The sequence below is a fragment of the Enterobacter sp. Ap-867 genome (assembly GCF_011752855.1).
GTDB lineage: Bacteria > Pseudomonadota > Gammaproteobacteria > Enterobacterales > Enterobacteriaceae > Cedecea.
The window spans coordinates 123547-146253 of record NZ_VWWS01000009.1 but is presented as its reverse complement, the minus strand read 5'-3'; the positions used below and the strand labels follow the sequence as shown (position 1 = coordinate 146253).

Annotated in this window: 24 protein-coding genes; 13 read left to right on the top strand and 11 right to left on the bottom strand. The window is 53.6% G+C overall.

What is annotated here, in order from left to right; all coding sequences use genetic code 11:
* The first annotated feature begins 354 nt into the window (after positions 1-354).
* Together F3J26_RS22730 and F3J26_RS20460 are read left to right on the top strand one after the other, a co-directional pair.
* Positions 355-699 carry a hypothetical protein gene (locus tag F3J26_RS22730; RefSeq protein ID WP_286180344.1) on the top strand — a complete coding sequence of 115 codons (345 nt, stop codon included), beginning with the start codon at positions 355-357 and terminating at the stop codon, positions 697-699.
* Positions 687-1991, top strand: a complete 1305-nt coding sequence (locus tag F3J26_RS20460) for a TIR domain-containing protein (protein WP_353621177.1) — start codon at positions 687-689, stop codon at positions 1989-1991. Before F3J26_RS22730 ends, F3J26_RS20460 begins: the two co-directional genes overlap by 13 nt.
* 362 nt (positions 1992-2353) lie before the next feature.
* Here F3J26_RS20460 and F3J26_RS20455 read toward each other — a convergent pair whose 3' ends face one another.
* Complete coding sequence (locus tag F3J26_RS20455; RefSeq protein ID WP_166995707.1) at positions 2354-2755, bottom strand: hypothetical protein; 402 nt, start codon at positions 2753-2755, stop codon at positions 2354-2356.
* A 292-nt stretch (positions 2756-3047) separates the two neighbouring features.
* On the opposite strand from F3J26_RS20455, the gene F3J26_RS20450 reads away from it, so the two are divergent.
* The 3 genes from F3J26_RS20450 to F3J26_RS20440 all read left to right on the top strand — a co-directional run bounded on the left by F3J26_RS20450 (position 3048) and on the right by F3J26_RS20440 (position 7006).
* The gene (locus tag F3J26_RS20450; protein WP_166995704.1) at positions 3048-3386 is read left to right on the top strand and encodes a SymE family type I addiction module toxin; all 339 of its coding nucleotides are present in this window, start codon (positions 3048-3050) and stop codon (positions 3384-3386) included.
* Positions 3387-3624: 238 nt separating this feature from the next.
* Positions 3625-4914 carry an HlyD family secretion protein gene (locus F3J26_RS20445; RefSeq protein WP_166995702.1) on the top strand — a complete coding sequence of 430 codons (1290 nt, stop codon included), beginning with the start codon at positions 3625-3627 and terminating at the stop codon, positions 4912-4914.
* Positions 4907-7006: a peptidase domain-containing ABC transporter gene (locus tag F3J26_RS20440; protein ID WP_166995700.1), complete on the top strand. Its 2100-nt coding sequence runs from the start codon at positions 4907-4909 to the stop codon at positions 7004-7006. The genes F3J26_RS20445 and F3J26_RS20440 overlap by 8 nt, the downstream gene beginning before the upstream one ends.
* 202 nt (positions 7007-7208) lie before the next feature.
* Here F3J26_RS20440 and F3J26_RS20435 read toward each other — a convergent pair whose 3' ends face one another.
* Entirely contained in the window at positions 7209-7460 is a 252-nt protein-coding gene (locus tag F3J26_RS20435) for a hypothetical protein (protein WP_039286933.1), read from the bottom strand.
* 407 nt (positions 7461-7867) lie between these two features.
* A complete protein-coding gene (locus F3J26_RS20430; protein WP_166995698.1) occupies positions 7868-8218 on the bottom strand; it encodes a helix-turn-helix domain-containing protein in 351 nt (116 codons plus the stop codon).
* Between the two features lie 334 nt (positions 8219-8552).
* Between F3J26_RS20430 and oqxA the strand changes: the two genes are divergently transcribed.
* Complete coding sequence (gene oqxA / locus F3J26_RS20425; protein WP_166995696.1) at positions 8553-9731, top strand: multidrug efflux RND transporter periplasmic adaptor subunit OqxA; 1179 nt, start codon at positions 8553-8555, stop codon at positions 9729-9731.
* Between the two features lie 23 nt (positions 9732-9754).
* Positions 9755-12907 carry a multidrug efflux RND transporter permease subunit OqxB gene (gene oqxB, locus F3J26_RS20420; protein ID WP_166995694.1) on the top strand — a complete coding sequence of 1051 codons (3153 nt, stop codon included), beginning with the start codon at positions 9755-9757 and terminating at the stop codon, positions 12905-12907.
* A 103-nt stretch (positions 12908-13010) separates the two neighbouring features.
* On the opposite strand, the gene oqxR is transcribed toward oqxB, so the two are convergent.
* From oqxR to F3J26_RS20400, 4 genes are all read right to left on the bottom strand, one after another.
* Positions 13011-13490 carry an efflux pump transcriptional repressor OqxR gene (gene oqxR / locus F3J26_RS20415; RefSeq protein WP_008458195.1) on the bottom strand — a complete coding sequence of 160 codons (480 nt, stop codon included), beginning with the start codon at positions 13488-13490 and terminating at the stop codon, positions 13011-13013.
* 291 nt (positions 13491-13781) lie between these two features.
* Entirely contained in the window at positions 13782-14366 is a 585-nt protein-coding gene (locus F3J26_RS20410; RefSeq protein WP_166995692.1) for an HI_0983 family protein, read from the bottom strand.
* Positions 14367-14514: 148 nt separating this feature from the next.
* A complete protein-coding gene (locus F3J26_RS20405) occupies positions 14515-15039 on the bottom strand; it encodes a GNAT family N-acetyltransferase (RefSeq protein WP_166879091.1) in 525 nt (174 codons plus the stop codon).
* Between the two features lie 3 nt (positions 15040-15042).
* Entirely contained in the window at positions 15043-15312 is a 270-nt protein-coding gene (locus tag F3J26_RS20400) for a type II toxin-antitoxin system TacA family antitoxin (protein ID WP_039297448.1), read from the bottom strand.
* Between the two features lie 278 nt (positions 15313-15590).
* On the opposite strand from F3J26_RS20400, the gene cbpA reads away from it, so the two are divergent.
* The 3 genes from cbpA (at position 15591) to F3J26_RS20385 (ending at position 17325) form a co-directional block, all read left to right on the top strand.
* The gene (cbpA, locus tag F3J26_RS20395; RefSeq protein WP_166879086.1) at positions 15591-16511 is read left to right on the top strand and encodes a curved DNA-binding protein; all 921 of its coding nucleotides are present in this window, start codon (positions 15591-15593) and stop codon (positions 16509-16511) included.
* Complete coding sequence (gene cbpM / locus F3J26_RS20390) at positions 16511-16816, top strand: chaperone modulator CbpM (RefSeq protein ID WP_008458201.1); 306 nt, start codon at positions 16511-16513, stop codon at positions 16814-16816. Before cbpA ends, cbpM begins: the two co-directional genes overlap by 1 nt.
* Positions 16817-16965: 149 nt before the next feature.
* Positions 16966-17325, top strand: a complete 360-nt coding sequence (locus F3J26_RS20385; RefSeq protein ID WP_166869063.1) for a KPN_00521 family repetitive protein — start codon at positions 16966-16968, stop codon at positions 17323-17325.
* A gap of 47 nt (positions 17326-17372) precedes the next feature.
* On the opposite strand, the gene F3J26_RS20380 is transcribed toward F3J26_RS20385, so the two are convergent.
* Entirely contained in the window at positions 17373-18158 is a 786-nt protein-coding gene (locus F3J26_RS20380) for an AraC family transcriptional regulator (protein WP_166995690.1), read from the bottom strand.
* Between the two features lie 92 nt (positions 18159-18250).
* Here F3J26_RS20380 and F3J26_RS20375 point away from each other — a divergent pair, with 92 nt between their 5' ends.
* On the top strand, positions 18251-19117 hold the full coding sequence (locus F3J26_RS20375; RefSeq protein ID WP_166995688.1) for an EamA family transporter: 867 nt from the start codon (positions 18251-18253) through the stop codon (positions 19115-19117).
* Here the strand turns inward: F3J26_RS20375 and F3J26_RS20370 are convergent.
* Positions 19114-19794: a nitroreductase family protein gene (locus F3J26_RS20370; RefSeq protein WP_166995686.1), complete on the bottom strand. Its 681-nt coding sequence runs from the start codon at positions 19792-19794 to the stop codon at positions 19114-19116. The two genes, F3J26_RS20375 and F3J26_RS20370, sit on opposite strands and share 4 nt — an antisense overlap.
* Positions 19795-19914: 120 nt before the next feature.
* Here F3J26_RS20370 and F3J26_RS20365 point away from each other — a divergent pair, with 120 nt between their 5' ends.
* On the top strand, positions 19915-20847 hold the full coding sequence (locus F3J26_RS20365; protein ID WP_166995684.1) for a LysR substrate-binding domain-containing protein: 933 nt from the start codon (positions 19915-19917) through the stop codon (positions 20845-20847).
* Here F3J26_RS20365 and F3J26_RS22605 read toward each other — a convergent pair.
* Together F3J26_RS22605 and F3J26_RS22600 are read right to left on the bottom strand one after the other, a co-directional pair.
* Positions 20804-21481 carry an alpha/beta hydrolase family protein gene (locus F3J26_RS22605; protein WP_205246578.1) on the bottom strand — a complete coding sequence of 226 codons (678 nt, stop codon included), beginning with the start codon at positions 21479-21481 and terminating at the stop codon, positions 20804-20806. The two genes, F3J26_RS20365 and F3J26_RS22605, sit on opposite strands and share 44 nt — an antisense overlap.
* Positions 21454-21969, bottom strand: a complete 516-nt coding sequence (locus F3J26_RS22600) for an alpha/beta hydrolase family protein (protein WP_205246577.1) — start codon at positions 21967-21969, stop codon at positions 21454-21456. The genes F3J26_RS22605 and F3J26_RS22600 overlap by 28 nt, the downstream gene beginning before the upstream one ends.
* 188 nt (positions 21970-22157) lie before the next feature.
* Here F3J26_RS22600 and F3J26_RS20355 point away from each other — a divergent pair, with 188 nt between their 5' ends.
* On the top strand, positions 22158-22670 hold the full coding sequence (locus F3J26_RS20355) for a winged helix-turn-helix transcriptional regulator (RefSeq protein ID WP_166995682.1): 513 nt from the start codon (positions 22158-22160) through the stop codon (positions 22668-22670).
* The last annotated feature ends 37 nt before the right edge of the window (positions 22671-22707 follow it).

Sequence of the window (22707 nt, the reverse complement as noted above, 5' to 3'; positions counted from 1 at the left end):
TTAATTACCTAAATGTAAACTGCCATAATTATTCTCTTTAAAACTGCCTCTTGCTAGTTTTAAAATCTATTACTGAATAAAATACATGATAGATGATACATTTCACTTCTAATGTTTTCTGCTAAATTCTATATATTCATAATTTTTACTTTTAATTATTTCTTAAACATGATAAAAAACATTACGGCTCTGCCTTAAATAACCGTGGTCGATTCGCCACGCTTTAGAGAATGTTAGCACATCACGCCACCAGTCAGGGTGGCCGATGTAATCGCTAAGTGGCTACACGCGCTTAACGTTGCGTAAAGTGATATGGCAGAGCCGTAATTATTACTACACGGAAAGGTGCATTTTTTGTCTCTTCATGAAAAAATTCTTTTGCTTGAACTTTTAAATGCTGCAGATAATGCAGACTCCCAACCTATTCCAGATATTGTTGATGTCGAACCTAAGCCATTTTCAATAGGAAAAACCATAGCGTGGAAAAATAATAAATTAAAAAATAAATATTCATTAAAGTTAGAGGAAATTCATTCTCTTTGCAAACATATCAATGAAGGGAAATTGACGATAACGTCTCCTACAGATGTAGCAAACCTTCTTCAAATTCCAACTGGGCAACTCTTGCACATACTTTATAAAAGAAAAAATTACTCTCACTTTGAAATAAAGAAAAAAATGGTGGCATCAGAAAAATAAAAGCCCCTAACAATAGCATTTCAATACTGCAGGAAAGGTTAAAAATCATACTTGACTATTTTTACAGGCCTAAAAGATGTGCGTTTGGCTTTATTAGCGGAAAAGGGATTGTCGGAAATGCAGATAGACACAAGAAAAAAAAATATGTGGTCAATATTGATTTAGAGGATTATTTTGGCACAATAACCTTCCCAAGAGTTTATGGTATATTCAAGAACAAACCATTTAACTTTTCTCATTCCGCGTCTAGCGTTTTAGCTCAACTCTGCACAAGTGACGGTAAACTTCCACAAGGTGCATGTACGTCACCAGTATTAGCCAATATCGCTTCAGCTTCACTTGACAAGCAATTAACTCAGCTAGCTAAAAAGAAAGGGATAACTTATACAAGATATGCCGATGATCTAACATTTTCTTTTAACCATAACACTATGGAAGATATTATACACAAAGTGGATGAATTTGGAAATATTGAAATCGGAACCCATCTAAAAAGCATTATAGAAAGCAATGGGTTTATAATTAATAAAAATAAATTCAGAGTACAGTTAAAGAACGAAAGACAATCAGTTACAGGTCTTGTTGTGAATGAAAAAGTTAATCTAGAGAGAGAATACATTAGAAATACAAGAGCGATGATTTTTGGTTGGCGAAAAAACAAGTCCATTGCGTCTTTAAATTTCTTAAAACTCAACAACATAGATTGCATTGATATTAGAAGAGCGACGTTAATTTTCAGAAATCATATTTACGGACGATTAAGCTTCATCAAATCAGTCCGCGGAAAAGATTTCCCAACTTATCTAAAACTTATGGCTTTAATGAGTCATAATGATCCAATGAAAACAAAAGAAGGTATACGAGCCATGAAAGAAACAGAAACTTATGATGTCTTTATATGTCATGCTAGCGAGGATAAAGATGATATTGCCATACCAATTTTTAACTCTCTAGAAGAAAAAGGAATAAATACCTTCATTGATCATGTTGCTATTTTTTGGGGGGATTCACTTTTAACAAAGATCAACTCTGCACTCGCAAAATCAAAATACGTAATCGCTATATTATCTGCAAACTCAGTGGCGAAAGCATGGCCTATTAAAGAATTGAACAGCGTTCTTTCAAGAGAAATTAAAGATTCAAAAATAAAATTATTAACCTTAATGAAAGATGGTGATGAAGAAAAGGTTTTCAGTGAATTACCTCTCTTAGAAGATAAACTTTACATGGTCTACAAGAATAACCCTGATGAAGTGGCTGACAAACTTTCTGAGTTGTTAAAAAAATCATAAAATTAAAACAAGCAAAAAAAAAACACAAGGCCCACATAAACTTTTCGCTCTAATATAATGTGGGTCTCACACCAGAAAATACAAACCGATATTCTTTAACTTACATTCATTTTCGCAAATATAATTAGATAATTTATTCATGACTATATTTAATGTTCGTAATCCCTTGTCAACTGGCATGTTTATTTTACAAAAACACTTAAGATAATCAACCAAATTTATCTAACATTGAGGTTATAAACACTAAAAGCTAAATTAGTTTTATCATCATCGTGAATACAAAAAATCATATAATTAGTTATACGTAGCATTAAATCAACTCATTAAATAAAAACCCATTAGGCTCTCGAAAAAAAAATCACTCACCCAAAAACATGAAGAGACTCAATCTTTTCTGTCTTATCGGAAATACAAAATGAGAGGAACTTCTCTTTAAAACCTGCTGGGGGTGATTTTAGATGCGTTACGGTCTCAGGATTAGCCTCTAACTCATGCAACTGCGACAGCAAATTGTTTCCCATTAAGGCAGCGACATGCTCACCTAAGCTTTCTTTATTCTTTCTCAGGTAAGCGTCCAATATTTTATTTGAGGCGGCTACTGCCTCCGTTTCAGAACGCCCCAGCTCAAAGCGCGTATGGAGTAATTGATACTGAGCCTGACAAGCTGCTTCCGCCATTTCTCTCGCCTGCTCTTTTGGCCCAGGTTCTGCGGCCCAGGACATAGATGTAACGAACAACATCGCCAGTAAAACACCTGCTTTCATCAAAATATTGGCCTGTTTTTATCCATAACTGACAACAGCTACAGATGAGCGATAGTAAACAAATGAAAGAACTTTACCCTGTAAATCCATCCATATTTTTTCTGCGAGCCGCATTCCATTTCCCTCCCCTATTTCCCAGTCAAACAGGGTGCCAAGGTATAATCCCCGCATAAAGTAAGCAGTTTTCAGCAGTAAGAATTGCAGTAAAGAGAGAAACCAAAAGAAGCGCGATTAAGGCAGGCGGCAACCTGCCCTAACCGCTAATCACAACCAACTACCAACGGAGTTGACCATGACTGACCAGCATAATAAGCCAGAGAAGCACATCCCCACAACAACAAGGACTTATACTGTGGGCTACATTCGAGATTCGAAAAAATTCCAGCCTTCACCCGCCATAACGTTGAATGGGTTCTGGCTTGCGGAAGCGGGTTTTGATACGGGCACGAGCGTGGAGGTGCGGGTTCTGCCGGGCTGCCTGATATTAACGGCCAAAGAGCCGCTGCCGCCGGTGGAAGAGCCGGAGATCATGCAGACGCTGCGCAAGGTGTGTAAGTTTTCCGCCCGCAGGCAGAAGCAGGTCAAAGTGTTTATCGAGGACGTGATCGCCCCTAAACCGCCGGTGCGTTAACGGCTAACCTTGGCCCCGGTGAATTTCCGGGGTTAATGAGCTAAGTTTTACCGCCAGGTTAATTTCACTTTAAATAACCCTGAAAATAAAAACCCTATTCCGGGTTCGGGCTTATCTGTTTCAAATATATTATTCCCTCTCGCCATAAGAATAAAAAATCTCACCACATTGCTGGCGCGCTCAAACGCTTAAACTACTCTAATGAGTATAAAAAACGATGATGGCCTGCTCTCCCCCAATGAACAGAAATATATTCCGCAAGGAAGCCATAGAGCACACCCGCAGCAAATGGCTGGGTAAAGCGTTACTGATCTCCGGGTATCCCGCCTGGGTGGTGGTATTACTCTCCGCCACGTTTTTAATTATTTTGATAAGCCTGATGGCCTTCTCCAGCTATACCCGCCGGATTAACGTCAGCGGGGAAGTCATCACCCAGCCGCACGCCATCAATATCTTCTCTCCGCAGCAGGGATTTATCACCCACACCTGGGTTAAAACCGGCGACAGCGTGGCAAAAGGCGACCATCTTTATCAGATAGATACCAGCCGCTCGACGCAGTCGGGCAACGTCAGCCAGAACTCTATCGCCGCCATCCAGAAACAGATCCAGCTTATAGAGGAAATAATCCTCAAGCTGCAGCAGAACAAGCAGAAAACCGAGCAAAACCTCAGGCAACAGCTGAATCAGTACCAGACCGCGCACGAGAAGTCCCTTGCCCTGGTGGCGAACGCCGCCAAAGGCATGGAAGAGATGCGCCAGAGCATGGACAACTACGACGGCTACCAGCGCAAGGGCATGATCACCAAAGACCAGCTCAACAACCAGCGCTACCTCTATTACCAGCAGCAAACCGCCTACCAAAGTCTGAACACCCAGAGCATCCAGGAAAGCCTGCAGATCACTAACCTGCAAAGCGAGCTCTCCACGCGGGCGACGGATTTTGACAACCAAATCTCCCAGTATCAGTTCCAGCTGAGCGGGCTCAACCGCCAGCTGGCGGAAGTGGACGGCGGCGGGACCGTGTTTATCGACGCCCCCAGCGACGGCAAAATCGACTCCCTGAGCGTCACCCAGGGGCAGATGGTCAACGCCGGCGACAGCCTCGCCCAGCTGGTGCCCAACGGGGGCGACGGCTACGCGTTGGTGCTGTGGCTCCCCAACAGCAGCCTGCCCTACGTCACGCTGGGGGACAGCATTAACATCCGCTACGAGGCTTTTCCCTTTGAGAAGTTTGGCCAGTTCCCCGGCAAAATACTGTCGATTTCCAGCGTGCCCGCCTCGGCGCAGGAAATGGCGATGTACAATAATGTGCCTCGCCAGCCGTCCGGCACCACCAGTCAGCCCTTTTACAAAGTGCTGGTCACGCTCGACCTGAACCGTCTCACCGCCAGAGACAACCCCCTTCGGCTCTCCAGCGGCATGAAGGCGGAGTCCACGCTATTCCTGGAAAAACGCCCCGTCTACCAGTGGATGCTCGCCCCTTACTACGACCTTAAAAAAAGCCTAACCGGACCCGTGCATGAATGAATCCGCTTTTAAAGACATGATGCATCAGCTGAACTTTAGCCTGCGCCGCAGAGTGCCCCAGGTCCTGCAAACGGAAGCGGCAGAGTGCGGCCTGGCTTGCCTGGTGATGGTCTGTCGCTACCACGGCATGAACATCGACCTCTTCAACCTGCGCCAGCGGTTTGGCATCTCTTCCCACGGCGCAACGCTGGCGGTGCTGATCGACATCGCCACCCAGCTGCGCCTGAAAAGCCGCCCGCTTTCGCTGGATCTGAACGAGCTGCGCGAGCTGAAAACGCCCTGTATTCTCCACTGGGACATGAGCCACTTTGTGGTGCTGGTCGCCGTCAAACGCTCGGGCTTTGTGATCCACGATCCGGGCTTTGGCCGCCGCGTCGTGGGCATGGCGGAAATGTCCCAGCATTTTACCGGCGTCGCGCTGGAGCTGTGGCCGGACAGCGAGTTTGCCCGCGTCACCCAGCGCAGCCGCCTCAGCTTCCGCACCCTGCTCGGCAACATCGGCGGCCTGAAAGGCTTTTTGACGAAAATCTTCTGCCTGTCTCTGGTGGTGGAGGCGATCAACCTGCTGATCCCCATCGGCACCCAGCTGGTGATGGACCACGTCATCATCGCGGAGGATCATGATTTACTGGCGCTAATCTGTATCGGGCTGCTGTTCTTTACCCTGTTTCGCACCTTCGTCAGCATGCTCCGGGCCTGGACGTCGCTGGTGATGAATTCCCTGATTGAAGTGCAGTGGAAAGCGGGCATGTTCGATCACCTGCTCAAACTCCCGCTGGCCTATTTCGAGAAGCGCAAACTCGGCGATATCCAGTCCCGCTTTGGCTCCCTGGACACCATTCGCACCACGCTGACCACCAACCTGGTCAACGGCATTATCGACACCCTGATGTCGGTCGGCGTGCTGATTATGATGGTGCTTTACGGCGGCTGGCTGGTGTGGGTGGTGCTGGGCTTTACCGCCTTTTATATGGTGCTGCGCCTGGCCACCTACAACCAGTACCGCCAGGCCTCGGAAGAGAAGATCGTTAAAGGCGCGCGGGCCAATTCCCACTTTATGGAAACCCTCTACGGCATCGGCACGCTGAAAGCGCTGGGGCTGTCCACCACGCGCTCGCAGTACTGGCTCAACCTCAATATAGATACCGCCAACGCCAACATCCGCATCACCAAGCTGGATATGCTGTTTGGGGGCATCAACACCTTTATCGGTGCCGTCGACCAGATAGTGATTTTGTGGCTGGGCGCGCTGATGGTGATCAATGGCCAGATGACGCTCGGGATGTTCGTCGCCTTCAACGCCTATCGCGGGCAGTTCTCTGAGCGGGCGGCCAGCCTGATCGATATGATCCTGCAGCTGCGTATGCTCGGCCTGCACAGCGACCGTATCGCCGACGTGGTGTTTACCGACACCGAAACCAGCCAGCCGCCGCGCAAGCTGCTGCCTAAAAACCAGCCCGCCAGCTTTGAAGCCCGCGACCTGGTCTTCCAGTACGACGCGCTCTCGCGGCCAATTTTTGCCGATCTGAACATCACCGTCGCCGCCGGGGAAAGCGTGGCCATCGTCGGCCCTTCCGGGATCGGGAAAACAACCTTAATGAAGGTGATGGCCGGGCTGCTCGACCCCACGCGCGGGCAAATCCTGATCGACGGCCTGGACATCAGCAAAGTCGGGCTGAATAACTACCGCGATAGCATCGCCTGTGTGCTGCAGGACGACAAACTTTTTGCCGGGTCGATAGCCGACAACATCGGCAGCTTCGACATCAGCAAGGATGCCGAGCGCATTATAAGCTGCGCCCGGAACTGCAACATCCATGACGAAATCATGAGCCTGCCGATGGGCTATGAAACGCTGATTGGCGAACTGGGGGGCAACCTTTCCGGGGGGCAGAAACAGCGGCTGCTGATCGCCAGGGCGCTTTACCGGCAGCCCAATCTGCTGTTTCTTGACGAGGCCACCAGCCACCTGGATCTGGCCAATGAGGCGCATATCAATGCCGCTATCGCTTCGCTGAAAATAACCCGCATCTTTATTGCCCATCGCCCGTCGACAATCGCCAGCGCTAACCGGGTGATAGATTTAGGATAGTGGCCAGAGGCTTAAATAAGAGGGGAATATTCCTCTTATTTTTGCCAGAGCAATAGTGACTAAACAGAAAAGGAAAATAAATAAACGCAAATAAAATATACAGCAGCACCCTTCCGGCGGCTGCCATATATTATGGGGAGTGTTTTAATCCTTTAAAATGCCGTTCCGTTATTCCATTGGGAAAAGCATCGCGTCCGTGATATTAACGCTTGGTGCTGCCGAACAGACCGGTGCCGCCAAGCAGGCCGCCCAGAATAGAACTCACGCCGCTAACCACGCTATTTACCACGCCACCCACGAGCTGGGTCACGCCATTGAGAACGCCGCCCACAACCGGCAGGCCGCTAACAATGCCGCCCACGGTGCCCAGCGGATCGCCCGCGCCGCCGATCACGCCATCCAGTAAACCCGCACCGCTAACTGACTTAACTTCCTGAGTGGATAATTCTTTCATGATTTTCACCATAATAAAATAAACGGAAAGAAAGGTTAAAAGCTCTCGCGGATAGTGAGGCGGTAAAACAATGCATTCCCTACCCTGATATAATTTCTAATACAGGCCAGGAAAAAGATCAAACCGCCATAAAACATTATTTTTTTATTTTTAATAGGCCTGATTTTAACAGGCTTATAAATGTCACATTACTATCACGGTGATTATTTGAATAAGCATTTGTACAAAATGGAATATAGCGAAAAGGCGGGTTAACTATGTTATATATTGTATATAGGCAGGTTTATTTCATCGACTATATATTCATTCTGATTCAACAGGCTGAACGCCATTTTAATATGACGTAAAGAGAAACAGGCATCCCCCAACCCGCTCTGATCAAAGAGCAGGCTGGAAGTTGATGTCTCTCAGGCCCCATAGCGGTTCCCGGAGTGAGCCAACTGCCGACGCCATACGCCCGGCGCGATACCGTACTGGCGCTTAAAGCTGCGGTTGAAAGACTGCTGGGAGTCAAAGCCCAGGGAGATCGCCACGTTCAGGATCGGCTCTGCGGTGCGGCTCAGGCGCTCGGCGGATTTCTTCAGCTTTTGCGCGCGGATGTACTCGCCCAGATTGTAGCCTGTGTGCTGCTTGAAGATCCGCTGCAGGTGCCACTTCGAGTACCCTGCCCGCTCGGAAACGGTGTTGATGTCGAGGCGGCTGTCGAGGTGGGTATCAATCCAGCCGAGTAAATCATGCATGAAGGCATCGGTGCTCATTGTCTCTCTCCCCTGCGGGTTTGTTAAAAGCATCTTTATCAGTTGCATTTAAATCTGACCTGCTTTGACAATAATTGCAAGTTTTATTGTTACATTAAATCCTCGTTACAAATGGGCCTTTTCGAATGGCACAAATAGCACAGAAAGTGCAACAATTATTCTTGCACTTAGTTCTACGCGTTCCTACAATCGCCGCGATACTGTATTCGTAATTGATACACATTTTGTGCCGATGAGCGACACAAATGGCCTCAGGTCAGCCCGGACAAAGGAAGTGGCGCGGCACCCTCCGCTGCGTCTTGCCCGGCCGACTTCAACTATCGGAATAAGAATAATGAGCCTGCAAAAACATTGGGTTAGCCTTCATCTGCGCGTGTTGGGGCCGGTACTGCTTGCCGCGCTGCTCGCCGGATGCGACCGGGGAGTCGCACAAAACGCCGTGCCGCAGGCACCAGCCGTCAGCGTCGCCGACGTGGTGGTGAAACCCGTCAGCCAGTGGGATAGTTTTAACGGCCGCATCGAAGCGGTGGAGAGCGTTCAACTCCGCCCCCGCGTCTCCGGCTATATCGACAAAGTGAACTACACCGACGGCCAGGAAGTGAAGAAAGGTGAAGTCCTGTTCACCATCGACGACAGAACCTACCGCGCCGCACTGGAACAGGCGCAGGCGGCGTTGATGAGAGCCAAAACCCAGGCCAGCCTCGCCCGCAGCGAAGCCAGCCGCACCGACAAGCTGATCGGCACCAACGTGATCTCCCGCGAAGAGTGGGAACAGCGCCGCTCCGCCGCCACCCAGGCCGACGCCGATATTCGCGCGGCACAGGCGGCGGTTGACGCGGCGCAGCTAAACCTCGACTTCACCAAAGTCACCGCCCCAATCGACGGCCGTGCCAGCCGCGCGCTGATCACCAGCGGCAACCTGGTCACGGCGGGCGACAGCGCCAGCGTGCTCACCACCGTGGTGTCTCAGAAGACGGTTTACGCCTACTTCGACGTGGATGAATCCACCTATCTCCACTACCAGAACCTCGCCCGCAGCGGCCAGGGCGCGTCCAGCGACCATAAAGCCCTGCCGGTTGAAATTGGCCTGTCCGGCGAAGAGGGTTACCCACATCAGGGCACCGTGGATTTCCTCGACAACCAGCTCACCGCCAGCACCGGCACCATCCGCATGCGCGCCCTGCTGGATAACGCTCAGCGTCAGTTCACGCCGGGGCTGTTCGCCCGCGTTCGTCTGCCGGGCAGCGCGGAGTTCCAGGCGCTGCTGATCAACGACAGAGCGGTGCTGACCGACCAGGACAGAAAATACGTCTACATCGTGGATAAAGACGGCAAGGCCCAGCGCCGCGACATTACGCCGGGGCGCCTCGCTGCCGGACTGCGCATCGTGCAGCAGGGGCTGAACCCTGGCGATAAAGTCATCGTCGACGGGCTACAGAAAGTGTTTATGCCGGGCATGCCGGTGAACGCGAAACCTGTCGCCATGGCCGCCACCAGCGCTGCCGTTAACTGATCCCTTACCAGAGAATCCGACGCATGGACTTTTCCCGCTTTTTTATCGACAGGCCGATTTTTGCCGCGGTGCTGTCGATTCTGATTTTTATTACGGGGCTTATCGCGATCCCGCTGCTGCCGATAAGTGAATACCCGGACGTCGTGCCGCCAAGCGTGCAGGTCCGGGCGGAATACCCTGGCGCCAACCCGAAAGTGATCGCTGAAACCGTGGCGACGCCGCTGGAAGAAGCGATTAACGGCGTCGAAAACATGATGTACATGAAATCCGTTGCTGGCTCTGACGGCGTGCTGGTGACAACCGTGACCTTCCGTCCGGGTACCGATCCGGATCAGGCGCAGGTTCAGGTGCAGAACCGCGTTTCCCAGGCCGAAGCTCGCCTGCCGGAAGACGTTCGCCGCCTCGGCATCACCACCCAGAAACAGTCGCCGACGCTGACCCTGGTGGTGCATCTGTTCTCGCCGAACGGCAAGTACGACTCGCTGTACATGCGTAACTACGCCACGCTGAAAGTGAAGGACGAACTCGCGCGCCTGCCGGGCGTAGGGCAGATCCAGATTTTCGGCTCCGGCGAATACGCTATGCGCGTATGGTTGGATCCGAACAAAGTGGCGGCGCGTGGCCTGACGGCCTCTGACGTGGTCACGGCGATGCAGGAGCAGAACGTGCAGGTCTCTGCCGGTCAGCTCGGCGCAGAGCCGCTGCCAAAAGCGAGCGACTTCCTGATCTCGATTAACGCCCAGGGCCGCCTGCACAGCGAAGAAGAGTTCGGCAACATCATCCTGAAAACCGCCCCGGACGGGTCGCTGGTTCGCCTGCGTGACGTGGCGCGTATCGAGCTGGGTTCAGGCAGTTATGCCCTGCGCTCCCAGTTGAACAACAAAGATGCGGTCGGGATCGGTATCTTCCAGGCCCCCGGCGCCAACGCCATCGATCTGTCTAACGCCGTGCGCGCCAAGATGGCCGAGCTGTCCACTCGCTTCCCGGAAGACATGAAGTGGGCGGCACCTTATGACCCGACCGTGTTCGTGCGCGACTCCATTCGGGCGGTGGTGCAAACCCTGCTGGAAGCCGTGGTGCTGGTTGTGCTGGTGGTGATCCTGTTCCTGCAAACCTGGCGCGCGTCGATCATTCCGTTGATTGCCGTCCCGGTTTCAGTCGTGGGGACGTTCAGTATTCTTTATCTGCTTGGCTTCTCGTTGAACACGTTGAGTCTGTTCGGGCTGGTGCTCGCCATCGGCATCGTGGTGGATGACGCCATCGTGGTGGTGGAGAACGTCGAGCGTAACATCGAAGAAGGGCTTGCCCCGCTGCAGGCGGCGCATCAGGCCATGCGCGAGGTTTCCGGGCCGATTATCGCTATCGCCCTGGTGCTGTGCGCGGTGTTCGTGCCGATGGCGTTCCTCTCCGGCGTAACCGGGCAGTTCTACAAGCAGTTCGCGGTGACCATCGCCATTTCGACGGTGATCTCGGCGATTAACTCCCTGACGCTCTCCCCGGCGCTGGCGGCCCTGCTGCTGAAGCCGCACGGCGCGCCGAAGGACATGCCTACCCGGCTGATCGACCGCCTGTTCGGCTGGCTGTTCCGCCCGTTCAACCGCTTCTTCCACCGCAGTTCGGACGGCTACCAGGGCCTGGTGAGTAAAACCCTTGGCCGCCGTGGCGCGGTGTTTGCGGTGTACGTGCTGCTGCTGTGTGCTGCCGGAGTGATGTTCAAAACCGTGCCGGGCGGGTTTATTCCGACCCAGGATAAGCTCTACCTGATCGGCGGCGTGAAGATGCCAGAAGGCTCTTCGCTGGAGCGCACCGACGCGGTGATCCGCAAGATGAGCGAAATCGGGATGAACACCGAAGGCGTGGATTACGCGGTGGCATTCCCTGGCCTCAACGCGCTGCAGTTCACCAACACGCCGAATACCGGCACGGTGTTCTTCGGCCTGAAGCCGTTCGGTGAGCGCAAACATACCGCGGCGGAAATTAACGCCGAGATCAACGCCAAAATCTCGCAAATTCAGGAAGGCTTCGGCTTCTCAATTCTGCCGCCGCCAATTCTGGGCCTGGGCCAGGGTTCCGGCTACTCGCTGTATATCCAGGATCGGGCGGGCTTAGGCTACGGGGCGCTGCAAACCGCGGTGAACACCATGTCCGGCGCGATCATGCAAACGCCGGGGATGCACTTCCCGATCTCCACCTACCAGGCGAACGTGCCGCAATTGGATGTGCAGGTAGACCGTGACAAAGCCAAAGCCCAGGGCGTGTCGCTGACCGACCTGTTCGGCACGCTGCAGACTTATTTGGGCTCGTCCTACGTGAACGACTTCAATGAGTTTGGTCGTACCTGGCGCGTGATGGCCCAGGCCGACGGGCAGTTCCGCGACAGCGTGGAAGACATCGGCAACCTGCGCACCCGCAACAGCCAGGGTGAAATGGTGCCGATCGGCAGCATGGTGAAAATCACCACCACCTACGGACCGGATCCGGTGATCCGCTATAACGGCTACCCGGCGGCGGATCTCATCGGGGATGCCGATCCACGCGTGCTCTCTTCCGCTCAGGCAATGAGCAAACTGGCCGCCATGTCCGGCCAGGTATTGCCGAACGGGATGAACATCGAATGGACGGATCTGAGCTACCAGCAGGCAACCCAGGGCAACACGGCGATGATCGTCTTCCCGGTGGCGGTGCTGCTGGCGTTCCTGGTGCTCGCCGCGCTGTACGAAAGCTGGACGCTGCCGCTGGCGGTGATCCTGATCGTGCCGATGACCATGCTGTCCGCGCTGTTTGGCGTCTGGCTGACCGGGGGCGATAACAACGTGTTCGTCCAGGTCGGGCTGGTGGTGCTGATGGGCCTGGCCTGTAAGAACGCCATCCTGATCGTCGAGTTCGCTCGCGAGCTGGAGATGCAGGGCAAAGGCATTATGGAGTCCGCGCTGGAAGCCTGCCGCCTGCGTCTGCGCCCTATCGTGATGACCTCGATTGCCTTTATCGCCGGGACTATCCCGCTGATTCTGGGCCACGGTGCGGGGGCGGAAGTGCGCGGCGTGACCGGGGTGACGGTGTTCTCGGGCATGTTAGGGGTGACGCTGTTTGGTCTGTTCCTGACGCCGGTGTTCTACGTCACGCTGCGTAAGCTCGTTACGCGCGGCAAAACCCAGGCAAAAACTGTCGAGGCGTGAATGCCCTAAATCAGGCGGTGTAAAAACTGCCTGATTAGCCCAATAAAAAACCGCCTTTCAAAGAGGCGGTTTTTTTTATTTCTGCGGGAAGTGGCTGCGGCGGTTAATGGCCTTTTTTGTACAGCGCCTCTAGCTCAGGCACCGGCTGGCAGCCGCTGGTATCGCTCTTTTTCACTTTCTCCAGCGCGCTGGCCACGGTATGGCGAGCCAGCACCGCCAGCGACGCCTCTTCGGCTTCTTCCGCAATCGTTTTAAAGTACCAGCAGGCGTTGGCGCTCACCACGCAGCGGGCAGGCACGTCCGGGCGGGAAGCCCAAATCTTTTTGTCTTCAATCACCGACAGGTAAATATCTCGCAGGGTTATCTCTTCGGCCGGGCGGCCAAGATGAATGGAACCGTTGCGCCCCAGCGTCGAGACAATAATGCCGTCGCGCGTGAGGGGAACCATCAGTTTACGGATAAAGCTCGGGTTGGCTTCCAGGCCGTAGGCGAGGATTGCGCTGGTCGAACGTTCACCCATTTGCTCCGCCATCGCTACGCTGAGAACCATCTGCAAAGCTGTCGGGAAGCGGTAATCTAACATTTCATTTTCCTGGGTCGCGGTGGATCTTGTTCTTTTTGGCACCGCTTAGGTGAATAAGCAATCAGCACAATATAACAAATGTCAGGTTTTTTTTGAAGCAATCTGAGCTTTCCCTGGGACCCAGCTCAAAATAATCGAAAGCTCATTTTCAATAAGTTACGGGAGTAAACTATTCAATAAATGAATTCTGGCAGGCCGGTAAATTAATACAAGTCTTTGCCATGCTGAATAATAAGTCATGCCGCTGAGGTTTAATAAAATGCCCCGGCCTGATTTGACCGGGGACCCGGGTCAGCGGCACTCCGCTTTCCAGTTTAACGCCTGCAATGCCGCCATATCTTTGTCGTTATCCGCCTTAATACGCTTCACCATGTCGTTTTCGGTTACTTTCGCGTCGGCGGGATACTGGCGGGCAAACTGCAGGTTGACGATGCCGCCGCAGGCCTCACGGGCGAGCCACACGTCAGACTCGTAGCCGCTTTGCTTTGCGTCCCCCGGCTTCGGCAGATAGATAATCCGAACCTCGGCCACGTCGCCATTTTTCGCTATATCGAAATGTGGCTTCGGCACCGTGCGGTTTAACTCCACCGCCGTCGCCTGCATCCAGCGGTCAAGCGGGGCATTGAGTTTGATCTGGTTAACCGTAATCAGCCGGGTCCACTGCCAGTTTTCGGCTTTTTCACCGTCGGTGGTGTATTCCCACACCGCCTGCTGCGGCGTTGAGCGAGTGAAGGATTGCCCGTAAGTTTTGCCGGCAAAAGCGATGGTTTGCGGAGCCGCCAGGTCTTTAATTTGCGATGTTTTTGCCGACTGCGGGCCAGCACAGGCGGCCAGCAGAAAAACAGATGCCAGGGTAGCGATATGATAAGTGTTCAAAACGAGATTCCTTTTAGTCTTTATTAAAATATTCCAGAGGCAGGTGCCCGGAAAATACTCGATCATTCTCCGATCTCAGACCATAGAAGGAAGTGCACTAGATTTCAATTCAGTAAGTCTGAAACTGGCGGGCGATCAAATAGATCGTTTATTCATCTTCAAATAATTTTTCAATCGACCTGGTTGGATAAAAAAGCGAATTAGCGTTTTTCCCCACCAGCGCAATAAAGCCTAATTTTTGATAAAAGTGCTTCGCATTGTCGTTAATGGCATCGACAAAAATCCCATGAACGCCCACCGCCTGTGACGCTAAATAAACCACTCTCATCGCGTGAGCCACAAGCGTTGAACCCCATTCCTGGCCCTGCAGATCTTTATGAATAGCCAGTCGCCCCAGCGTCACGCTGGGCACATTGGCATAAGGAATTTTTCGTTTCTGGCTATTCGACGGAAGCGCCTCTTTTTCAAAACAACTGCCGGATAAGGTGTAGTAGCCCAGGACTTTGGGGTTGGCGTCTTTGGTCACGAGAAGATAGCCACGTAAAAAGCGGCCATTGTGCTGGCGAATAAAGTGTTCGGCGAGAAAAGCATTCAGAGACGTTTCTCCGCAGTCAAAGCCGTGAAAATCATAGGCGGTGTCTGCTGAAAACAATTCAATAGTCAGGTCGGCCACGGCTTACTCCATGTCTTTCAGACGCCTTGCTGCACGTTTTAGCCTGTCATCCGGTTCAGGCGGGTTACTAATGGCATCCATCACTCGGTTCCACGATGCTTCATTTAGCACCAGGCGGCGATGCTGTTCGATCACTTCCGCAGCGCGAGCCGACGCACAGGCAATCATAAACTGGGTGATCGTCTGATTGGACATGGCTGCCGCCTCTTCGATCATGCTTTTGTCGTCGTCACTCAATCTGAGGTCGATGCGCTGTTTTTTTAAAGCTGACATCCTGTATTTACTCCCCGACCTGCCGCAGGTGTCAGCAGGAGGATGAAATCAATGAACACCTTAAGATGTACGGAAAAAAACCGTACATAAACAATACGCCTGTCGGGATAAATTTTCAACAGCGTCCGAGGCTTAAGGTGTCATAAATTCTGGCCAGACCCCTGGCCTGAAAAAACCCGCCATCACCGCCCCCACCTTCCCGCAACGGGCCTATACTTATCGGCGACACTTTTCCGCACGTTCTGTTCTGCATGCACCGATTTATGCGAGATAACGCTATGGAATTAAAGGATTATTACGCCATCATGGGCGTGAAACCGACGGACGAACTCAAAACCATCAAAACCGCCTACCGCCGCCTGGCGCGCAAATATCACCCCGACGTCAGCAAAGAGCCAGACGCAGAAGCACGCTTTAAAGAAGTGGCGGAAGCCTGGGAAGTACTGAGCGACGAGCAGCGCCGCGCCGAGTATGACCAGATGTGGCAGCACCGCAACGACCCGCAGTTTAATCAGCAGTTCCACCAGGGCGGCGAGCAAAGCTACAACGCCCAGGACTTCGAAGATATCTTCTCGTCTATGTTTGGCCAGCAGGCCAGGCATTCTCGCCAGCCGCACGCCGCGCGCGGCCACGATTTAGAAATCGAAGTTGCCGTATTCCTCGAAGAGACGCTGGCCGAACACAGCCGCACCATCAGCTACAAGCTGCCGGTCTATAACGTGTTTGGTATCGTCGAGCAGGAAATCCCGAAAACGCTGAATGTAAAAATCCCGGCAGGCGTCGGAGACGGGCAGCGCATCCGGCTCAAAGGCCAGGGCACACCGGGTGAAAACGGTGGGCCAAACGGTGACCTGTGGCTGGTGATTCATATCGCGCCGCATCCGCTGTTCGACATCGTCGGCCACAACCTTGAAGTCGTGGTACCGCTTGCCCCGTGGGAAGCCGCGCTAGGGGCAAAAGTCGAGGTTCCTACGCTCAAAGACAGCATTCTGATGACCATTCCTGCCGGCAGCCAGGCCGGGCAGAAGCTGCGTATCAAGGGCAAAGGGCTGGTCAGCAAACAGCACACCGGCGACCTGTTCGCGGTGATCAAAATCGTGATGCCGCCTAAGCCGGATGAAAACGCTGCGGCGCTTTGGCAACAGTTGGCAGACGCCCAGTCGGCGTTCAATCCGCGCAAAGATTGGGGGAAAAAATAATGGCTAACGTCACCGTCACTTTTACCATCACCGAGTTCTGTCTGCACACCGGCATTCAGGAGGAGGAACTCAATGAGATCGTCGGTCTTGGCGTCGTCGAGCCTTACGATTTTGAAGTCAGGCCGTGGCAGTTTGACGACCACGCGATCAACATAGCGCAGCGGGCATTGCGGCTACGACGAGAATTAGAACTCGACTGGCCGGGCATCGCCGTGGCGCTCACCCTGCTGGAGGAGAACGAACGCCTACGCCAGGAGAATCGCCTGCTCCGGCAGCGTATAGGGCGTTTTATTCGCCACCCATAAGCCTATCTTCTGGTGGATTATTCAGCAGAATATATCCACCAGCCGTAAACATCCTGACTCATTTAGGAATATTACCTAAGGCAACATCCGCTTCGCTGTGCCAGGCTTATTCACGGTCATAAGGACTGATAACGTTTGTTGAGGATATTATGAAAAAAACGATCATCGCTTTATCTGCAATTCTGCTGGCTGCCCCTGTTTTTGCCGCGACCACCACACATGCAACCGATGAGACCGTCGCTGCAGCACACGAAGGCGCGAACACCGCCAAAGAGAAACTGCACGAGGCAGAGAACAAAGGCGAAGAGCTGAAGCTTAAGTCGAAACACGCCGCCGAAGGGAAGAGCGACAGCACGGGCAGCAAGATAAGTGAAGGCTCCCAGAAGGCGTGGCATAAAACCAAAGAAGGCACCGAGAAAGGTTGGGACGCAACCAAAGAAGGTGCTGAAAAAGGCTGGAATAAGACCAAAGAAGGCGCTGCTGACCTGAAGAAAAAGGTCACTGAATAATTAGCTTTCTTTAAACAATAAGCCGCGAAAGCGGCTTTTTTATTGCCTCAATCTGTCCGTTTTTCAGCAAAATATCGTCCCGGCGTTTTCCCCAGCGCTTTTTTAAACACGCCAGAAAAAGCCCCAGGGCTGCTGTAGCCTAAATCCAGCGCAATGCGCGTGATCGCCTCCCCTTCACCTAACCGACCTATCGCCGTCAGCAGGCAGGCCTGTTGCCGCCATGCTACAAAGCTGATGCCAGTCTGCTGCCTGAACTGGCGGGTAAAGGTTCGGCGGCTCATGCCCACGCGCGCAGCCATATCATCAACTGACGTTTCCAGCGAAGGTGCCAGTAAGAACGCCCGACAGGCCGCCTGCAAACGAGGTTCGTCGGGCAGCGGGGCATTGAGAGAAAGCGCGGGCATCGAGGCAATTTCATAGAGCAGAAAATCAAGCAGGCTCCGGCCTCGCCCTTCAGGTTGGGAGACCTCAGCCAGGGCCACGGCCTGCGCCAGCAGCTCACGTAGCAGTATTGACACGCCAAAAACCTGGCTCGTCTGCGGCAGCCTAAGTCTGTGCGCTGCGGCGTCACTGATATAGCCGTTAAGCATGATGACCGGCCCGCGCATTTGCATGGCGTGAACCAGGCCGCCCGGCACCCAAATGGCGCATTGCGGCGGCACTGCCCAGTTTCCATCTGGCGTCTCCACGGAGATGACGCCGCTTGCGGCGTAGGCAAACTGCCCGCGATCGTGGCTGTGCACCGGGAAGCAATCCCCATCGGCGAAGTGCTTTTCCGTGACGATGATTGCCTGAGGCGAATCCTGATAAACTGCTGTGATGTTATTTTGCATGGCCCAATTTTAACAAAAATTGACCCGTTAATAAAAGCAGGCCAATTCGGGAAGCGCTACAGTCACGGCGACACTTTTCACCGGACACAGACATGCAGCGCAAACACCTTTTTCTCGCCCTGGCCGTCACCGCCGCCTGGGGGATTAACTTTCCTCTTACCCGGCTCGGGCTGGCCCAGATAGATCCCCTTCTATTAACCGCCCTGCGGTTTACGTTTGCCGCCCTGCCGTGGGTTTTCTTTATCCAACGCCCGGCAGTAGCCTTGCATTGGGTAGCAACCTATGGCCTGATTTTTGGCGTGGCGATGTGGGCGCTGATCAATCTGGGCATCGCGTTTGGCGTGCCGCCCGGCAGCGCCGCCTTGCTTATCCAGCTCAGCGCCTTTTTTACCCTGGGCTGGGGTGTTCTGCTGTTTGGCGAACGCCTTACTCGCCCGCAGCGCTGCGGTATTGTTCTGGCGGCGGCGGGGCTGCTTGGCGTGGTGCTGGATAGCGCCGGCAGCGCAACGCTAACCGGGTTGATACTGATTGTGATCAGCGCGCTGGCCTGGAGCGCCGGGAACATCATCATCAAACTTTCCGGCGTGAAAGAGATCTTTGCTTTTGTGGTGTGGGCCAGCCTGTTTCCCCCTGTGCCGCTGGTGCTGCTGACCTGGGCCTGGCACGGTTCCGCGCCCTTCACTTCGCTGGCGCAGAATATCGATAAACAGGCCGTGTTTTCGCTGCTGTTCCAGGTTTATGCCGCGACGCACTTCTGCTACTGGGGCTGGAATACCCTGCTTCACACATACCCGGCTTCCCGCGTGGCACCGCTTTCTCTGCTGATCCCGGTCTTCGCCATGCTCAGCTCGGCGCTGATTCTTGGCCAGGTTCCCGATCTCACCAGCGCGCTTTCTCTGGCGGCGATCCTGCTGGCCCTGGCCATCGGCATGAAAAAAGAGCGCCCGCTCAGCCGCTAGTTATGCAGCGTCACGCTGTCGTCCACGCTCTGGCGCCACATGCGAACCTGAGCAGAAGGCGCGTCCGGATCGGCATAGCCGAAGGAGATCCCGAACAGCAGGCGATACTCGTCCGGCACGCCAAGAATTTTACGCGTCGCATCGGCATGGAAGCCGAGCAGCGTTTGCGGAATACCGGCAAAACCGCGCGCTGCCAATGACAGAAGGAAGCTCTGCCCGTACATACCGATGTCGGACGCCACGCGCACGTTGTCGCCAAACGACGGCATAAACAGGAACGCTACATGTGGGGCACCGAAGAAGTTGAAGTTACGCAGATACGCTTCGCGGCGCTTCTCTTTATCGTCACGGGCGATGCCAAGCGCATCGTAATAAACCTTCGCCTGGCGCTGGCTGCGCTCGTAATAATCTCCGTGAAAATCGTCATAGCTGAAGCTGAAATCTGGCGTGACGTTACCCGCCATATCGTTCTCAATCATCATCTTTTGCAGCGCATCTTTGGTTGCGCCGGAGGCAATATGGACGTTCCACGGCTGCGTGTTGCAGTTGGACGGCGAATGCTGGGCATCCTGCAAAACATCCCGAATTTGTGCCTCAGTCAGCGGCGTAGGCAGAAACGCTCTGGATGAAAAACGCTGACGTATGGCTTCGTCAAAAGCCAAAACTGTATTGCTCATACCATCCTCTCTGTGCTTGCCCGGCGAAACCGGACATCGTTACTTGCCGGGGAGGATAACGCTGCCGGACGTAGCGAAAAACCGTATAATCCATTAAGGACTTTTGCGGAAATTGCACAAATGAAAGATCTGAGCCAGATAAATGCGCGCTCAATGCGCCTCTTCCTTGCCGTTATCAGCGAAGGCAGCTTTTCAGAAGTGGCCCGCCAGGAGAACCTTTCCCCCTCTTCCGTTTCCCGCACCGTAATTCAGCTTGAGCAATCGCTGGAGACACAGCTGCTTTACCGCAACACGCGAGCCGTGGTCGCCACCGAGGCGGGGAATATTTACGCCGCAGCGTTCAGGGAAATGCTGAGCCAGCTTGAGCAGGTGCAAAACCAAATTAGCGAGCGCCGCCAGCAGCCCGGCGGCGTGCTTCGCTTCAACGCGCCGGTGTCTTTCGGCCTGCGTCACATCGCCCCGTGGATTGCTGAATTCAGCGAACGTTATCCGGCGCTGCGGCTGGAGCTAAACCTGACCGATAACTACATCAACCCGCTGGCGGACGGCACCGATCTGCTGCTGCGTATCTCGCCGATGCAGGACAGCTCGCTGCACGGGCGTTTTATTACCCGCCAGCGCGCTTATCTGGTCGCCAGCCCGGCCTATCTCGCACGCTACGGCACGCCGCAAAAGCCCGAAGAGTTGCACAGCCATAAACTGCTGGCCTACCGCGGCCTGATGGGGCTACAGCGCTGGTATTTCACGCAGGGCGAAGAAAAAGTACAGCTCACGCCGGAGCCTAAAATCATCTCCGGCAACGCTGAAATGCTGGTGAAAGCGGCAGAAGATGGCGCGGGGATCGTGCTGTTCCCGGACTGGCAAATCAGCGATGCGCTGCGGGCCAGGCGGCTTATCCCGATGATGACGGATTACACCGCGTCCTACAGCGCCACCGACCATTCACTCTATATGCTCTACCCCGGCGGGCGTTTTCCGTCGCTCAACACCCGCACCGCAATAGACTTTTTTATGGCGAAGTTTGGCTCTCCGCCCTACTGGCAGGACGCTTAACTCGTTTATCGCCAATCCATTGCATAAACTCGCCGACGTGATTCGCCCACAGATCCGGGCGCGTCATGGTGAAATGCCCCGGCGATGTTGGCGTGCCTGCCTGCACCACGTAGCGGCCCTGTTTTAGCTTCGGCACTTCGGTTTCCAGCACGCGCAGGCTGTCAGGATTGAACTCGTCATCCGAAAAGTTCAGCGCATACAGTTTGGTGGTGATTTTGTTCAGGTCAAGCTGCGGGTTATAGCTGAAGGAGGATTTGAGCGAATAAATCACATCGTTGGTGTCGATATGGTTGGCGGTGAAACGGTTGTTCGCCAGGAACTTGTCCGCCGCGGCCTCGTCCGGGATCGTTCTTTGCAGATCCGGCGCGCTGTCGATCATCATTCGCAGGATGTTGTAGCCCTGAAGCCAGCTCTCGAGTGCCTGAGTATAATTGCCGTTGTGCCAGGCCGGATCGGCTCGTACCGAGTCCACGATCATTCTGCGCCACAGCAGATTACGCCCGGAAACTTTGATCGGCAGCGACACCACCGGCATGACGCCGTCCATCATGTTCGGATATGCCACCGCCCACTGCCAGGCATTCATGCCCCCCATCGACATCCCTATCACGGCATGCAGATGTTTAATGCCCAACGTTCGGTCACCAGCTTGTGCTGCAAATCAACCATATCGCCGTAATCGTAGTTGGGGAATTTTGCCTTTAAGCCGTCACTCGGCTTGCTCGACTGGCCGTGACCAATGCTGTCGGCAAAAATCAGGTAGTAGCGGCTCGAGTCCAACGGGCGGCCTGGCCAGTAGAGGGATTTAGTCCAGACAGGGCTCAGCAGCGCCCGGCTGTCCGCCCCCGTCCAGTGCAGCACGAGGATCGCATTATCAATCTCTCCCTGCGCATTTCGGTGAGCTTTCCCGAGCGTGGCGTAGTGCAGTTTCACCTGAGCCAGCGTTTCGCCATCCCGAAACTTGTAGTCATTGAATACGGCATTGGCCTGATGTGCCGCCGGGTTGAGCTGAGTATCCCAGGGCGCCGCGGGGGCGGCAAATACGGGGCTGGAGAGCCCGGTACCGGCCAGCAAAAGGCTTAACAACAGACTGATTTTCGTAAGGGTACGCGTAGATTTCATCAAGATTCACCTGGGTAAATGAGCGACGGTTCTCTGGCATCGGGCTGTTTAAAACTTGCCCTTTCACCATTAACTCTTATAATAAGAGTAACAATAAAAAGATCAACTGCAGCGTAACCATTGGCCGGAGGCAGAGATCCGGCTATAGACTGTTACCGGGTCCACGTTGATGAAAAATAAGGAACGCTATGCGCTCGAAAGGTTTTGAAGGTATGACCTGCTCCATCGCCTGCGTGATGGGAGCCTTAGGCGACCGCTGGGGAATGCTTATTATGCGGGACCTGTTTTTAGGCCTCCGCCGCTACGACGATTTTCGCCGCTCCAGCGGCATCACCAATGCTACGCTGTCCGACAGGCTAAAAGTGCTTGAAGAGCAAGGGTTGATTACCCGGCAGCGCTACCAGACGAGACCGGATCGCTACGAATATTTGCTCACCGAAAAAGGGCGGGATATCGGGCTGGTGCTGCTGAGCATGATGCAGATAGGCAGCAAATGGAATATCCCGGGCCTTGTGGGGCCGTCGCTTTTCATGGTGGACGGCAGCAGCGGCCATAAAGTAAAAGTTGCCCTCGTGGATACCGAAACCGGGCAGCAAGTTTCGCCGCAGGACGTCATGGTGGAGTTGGGGCCAGGCGCCGACGACCTCACCCGCTGGCGTTCGGCGGGTCGAATCAGAAACCCCGAACCCAGCGAAAGCTAAGTCGGGTAAGATCAACGTAAACTCAGCGAGAAAAGTA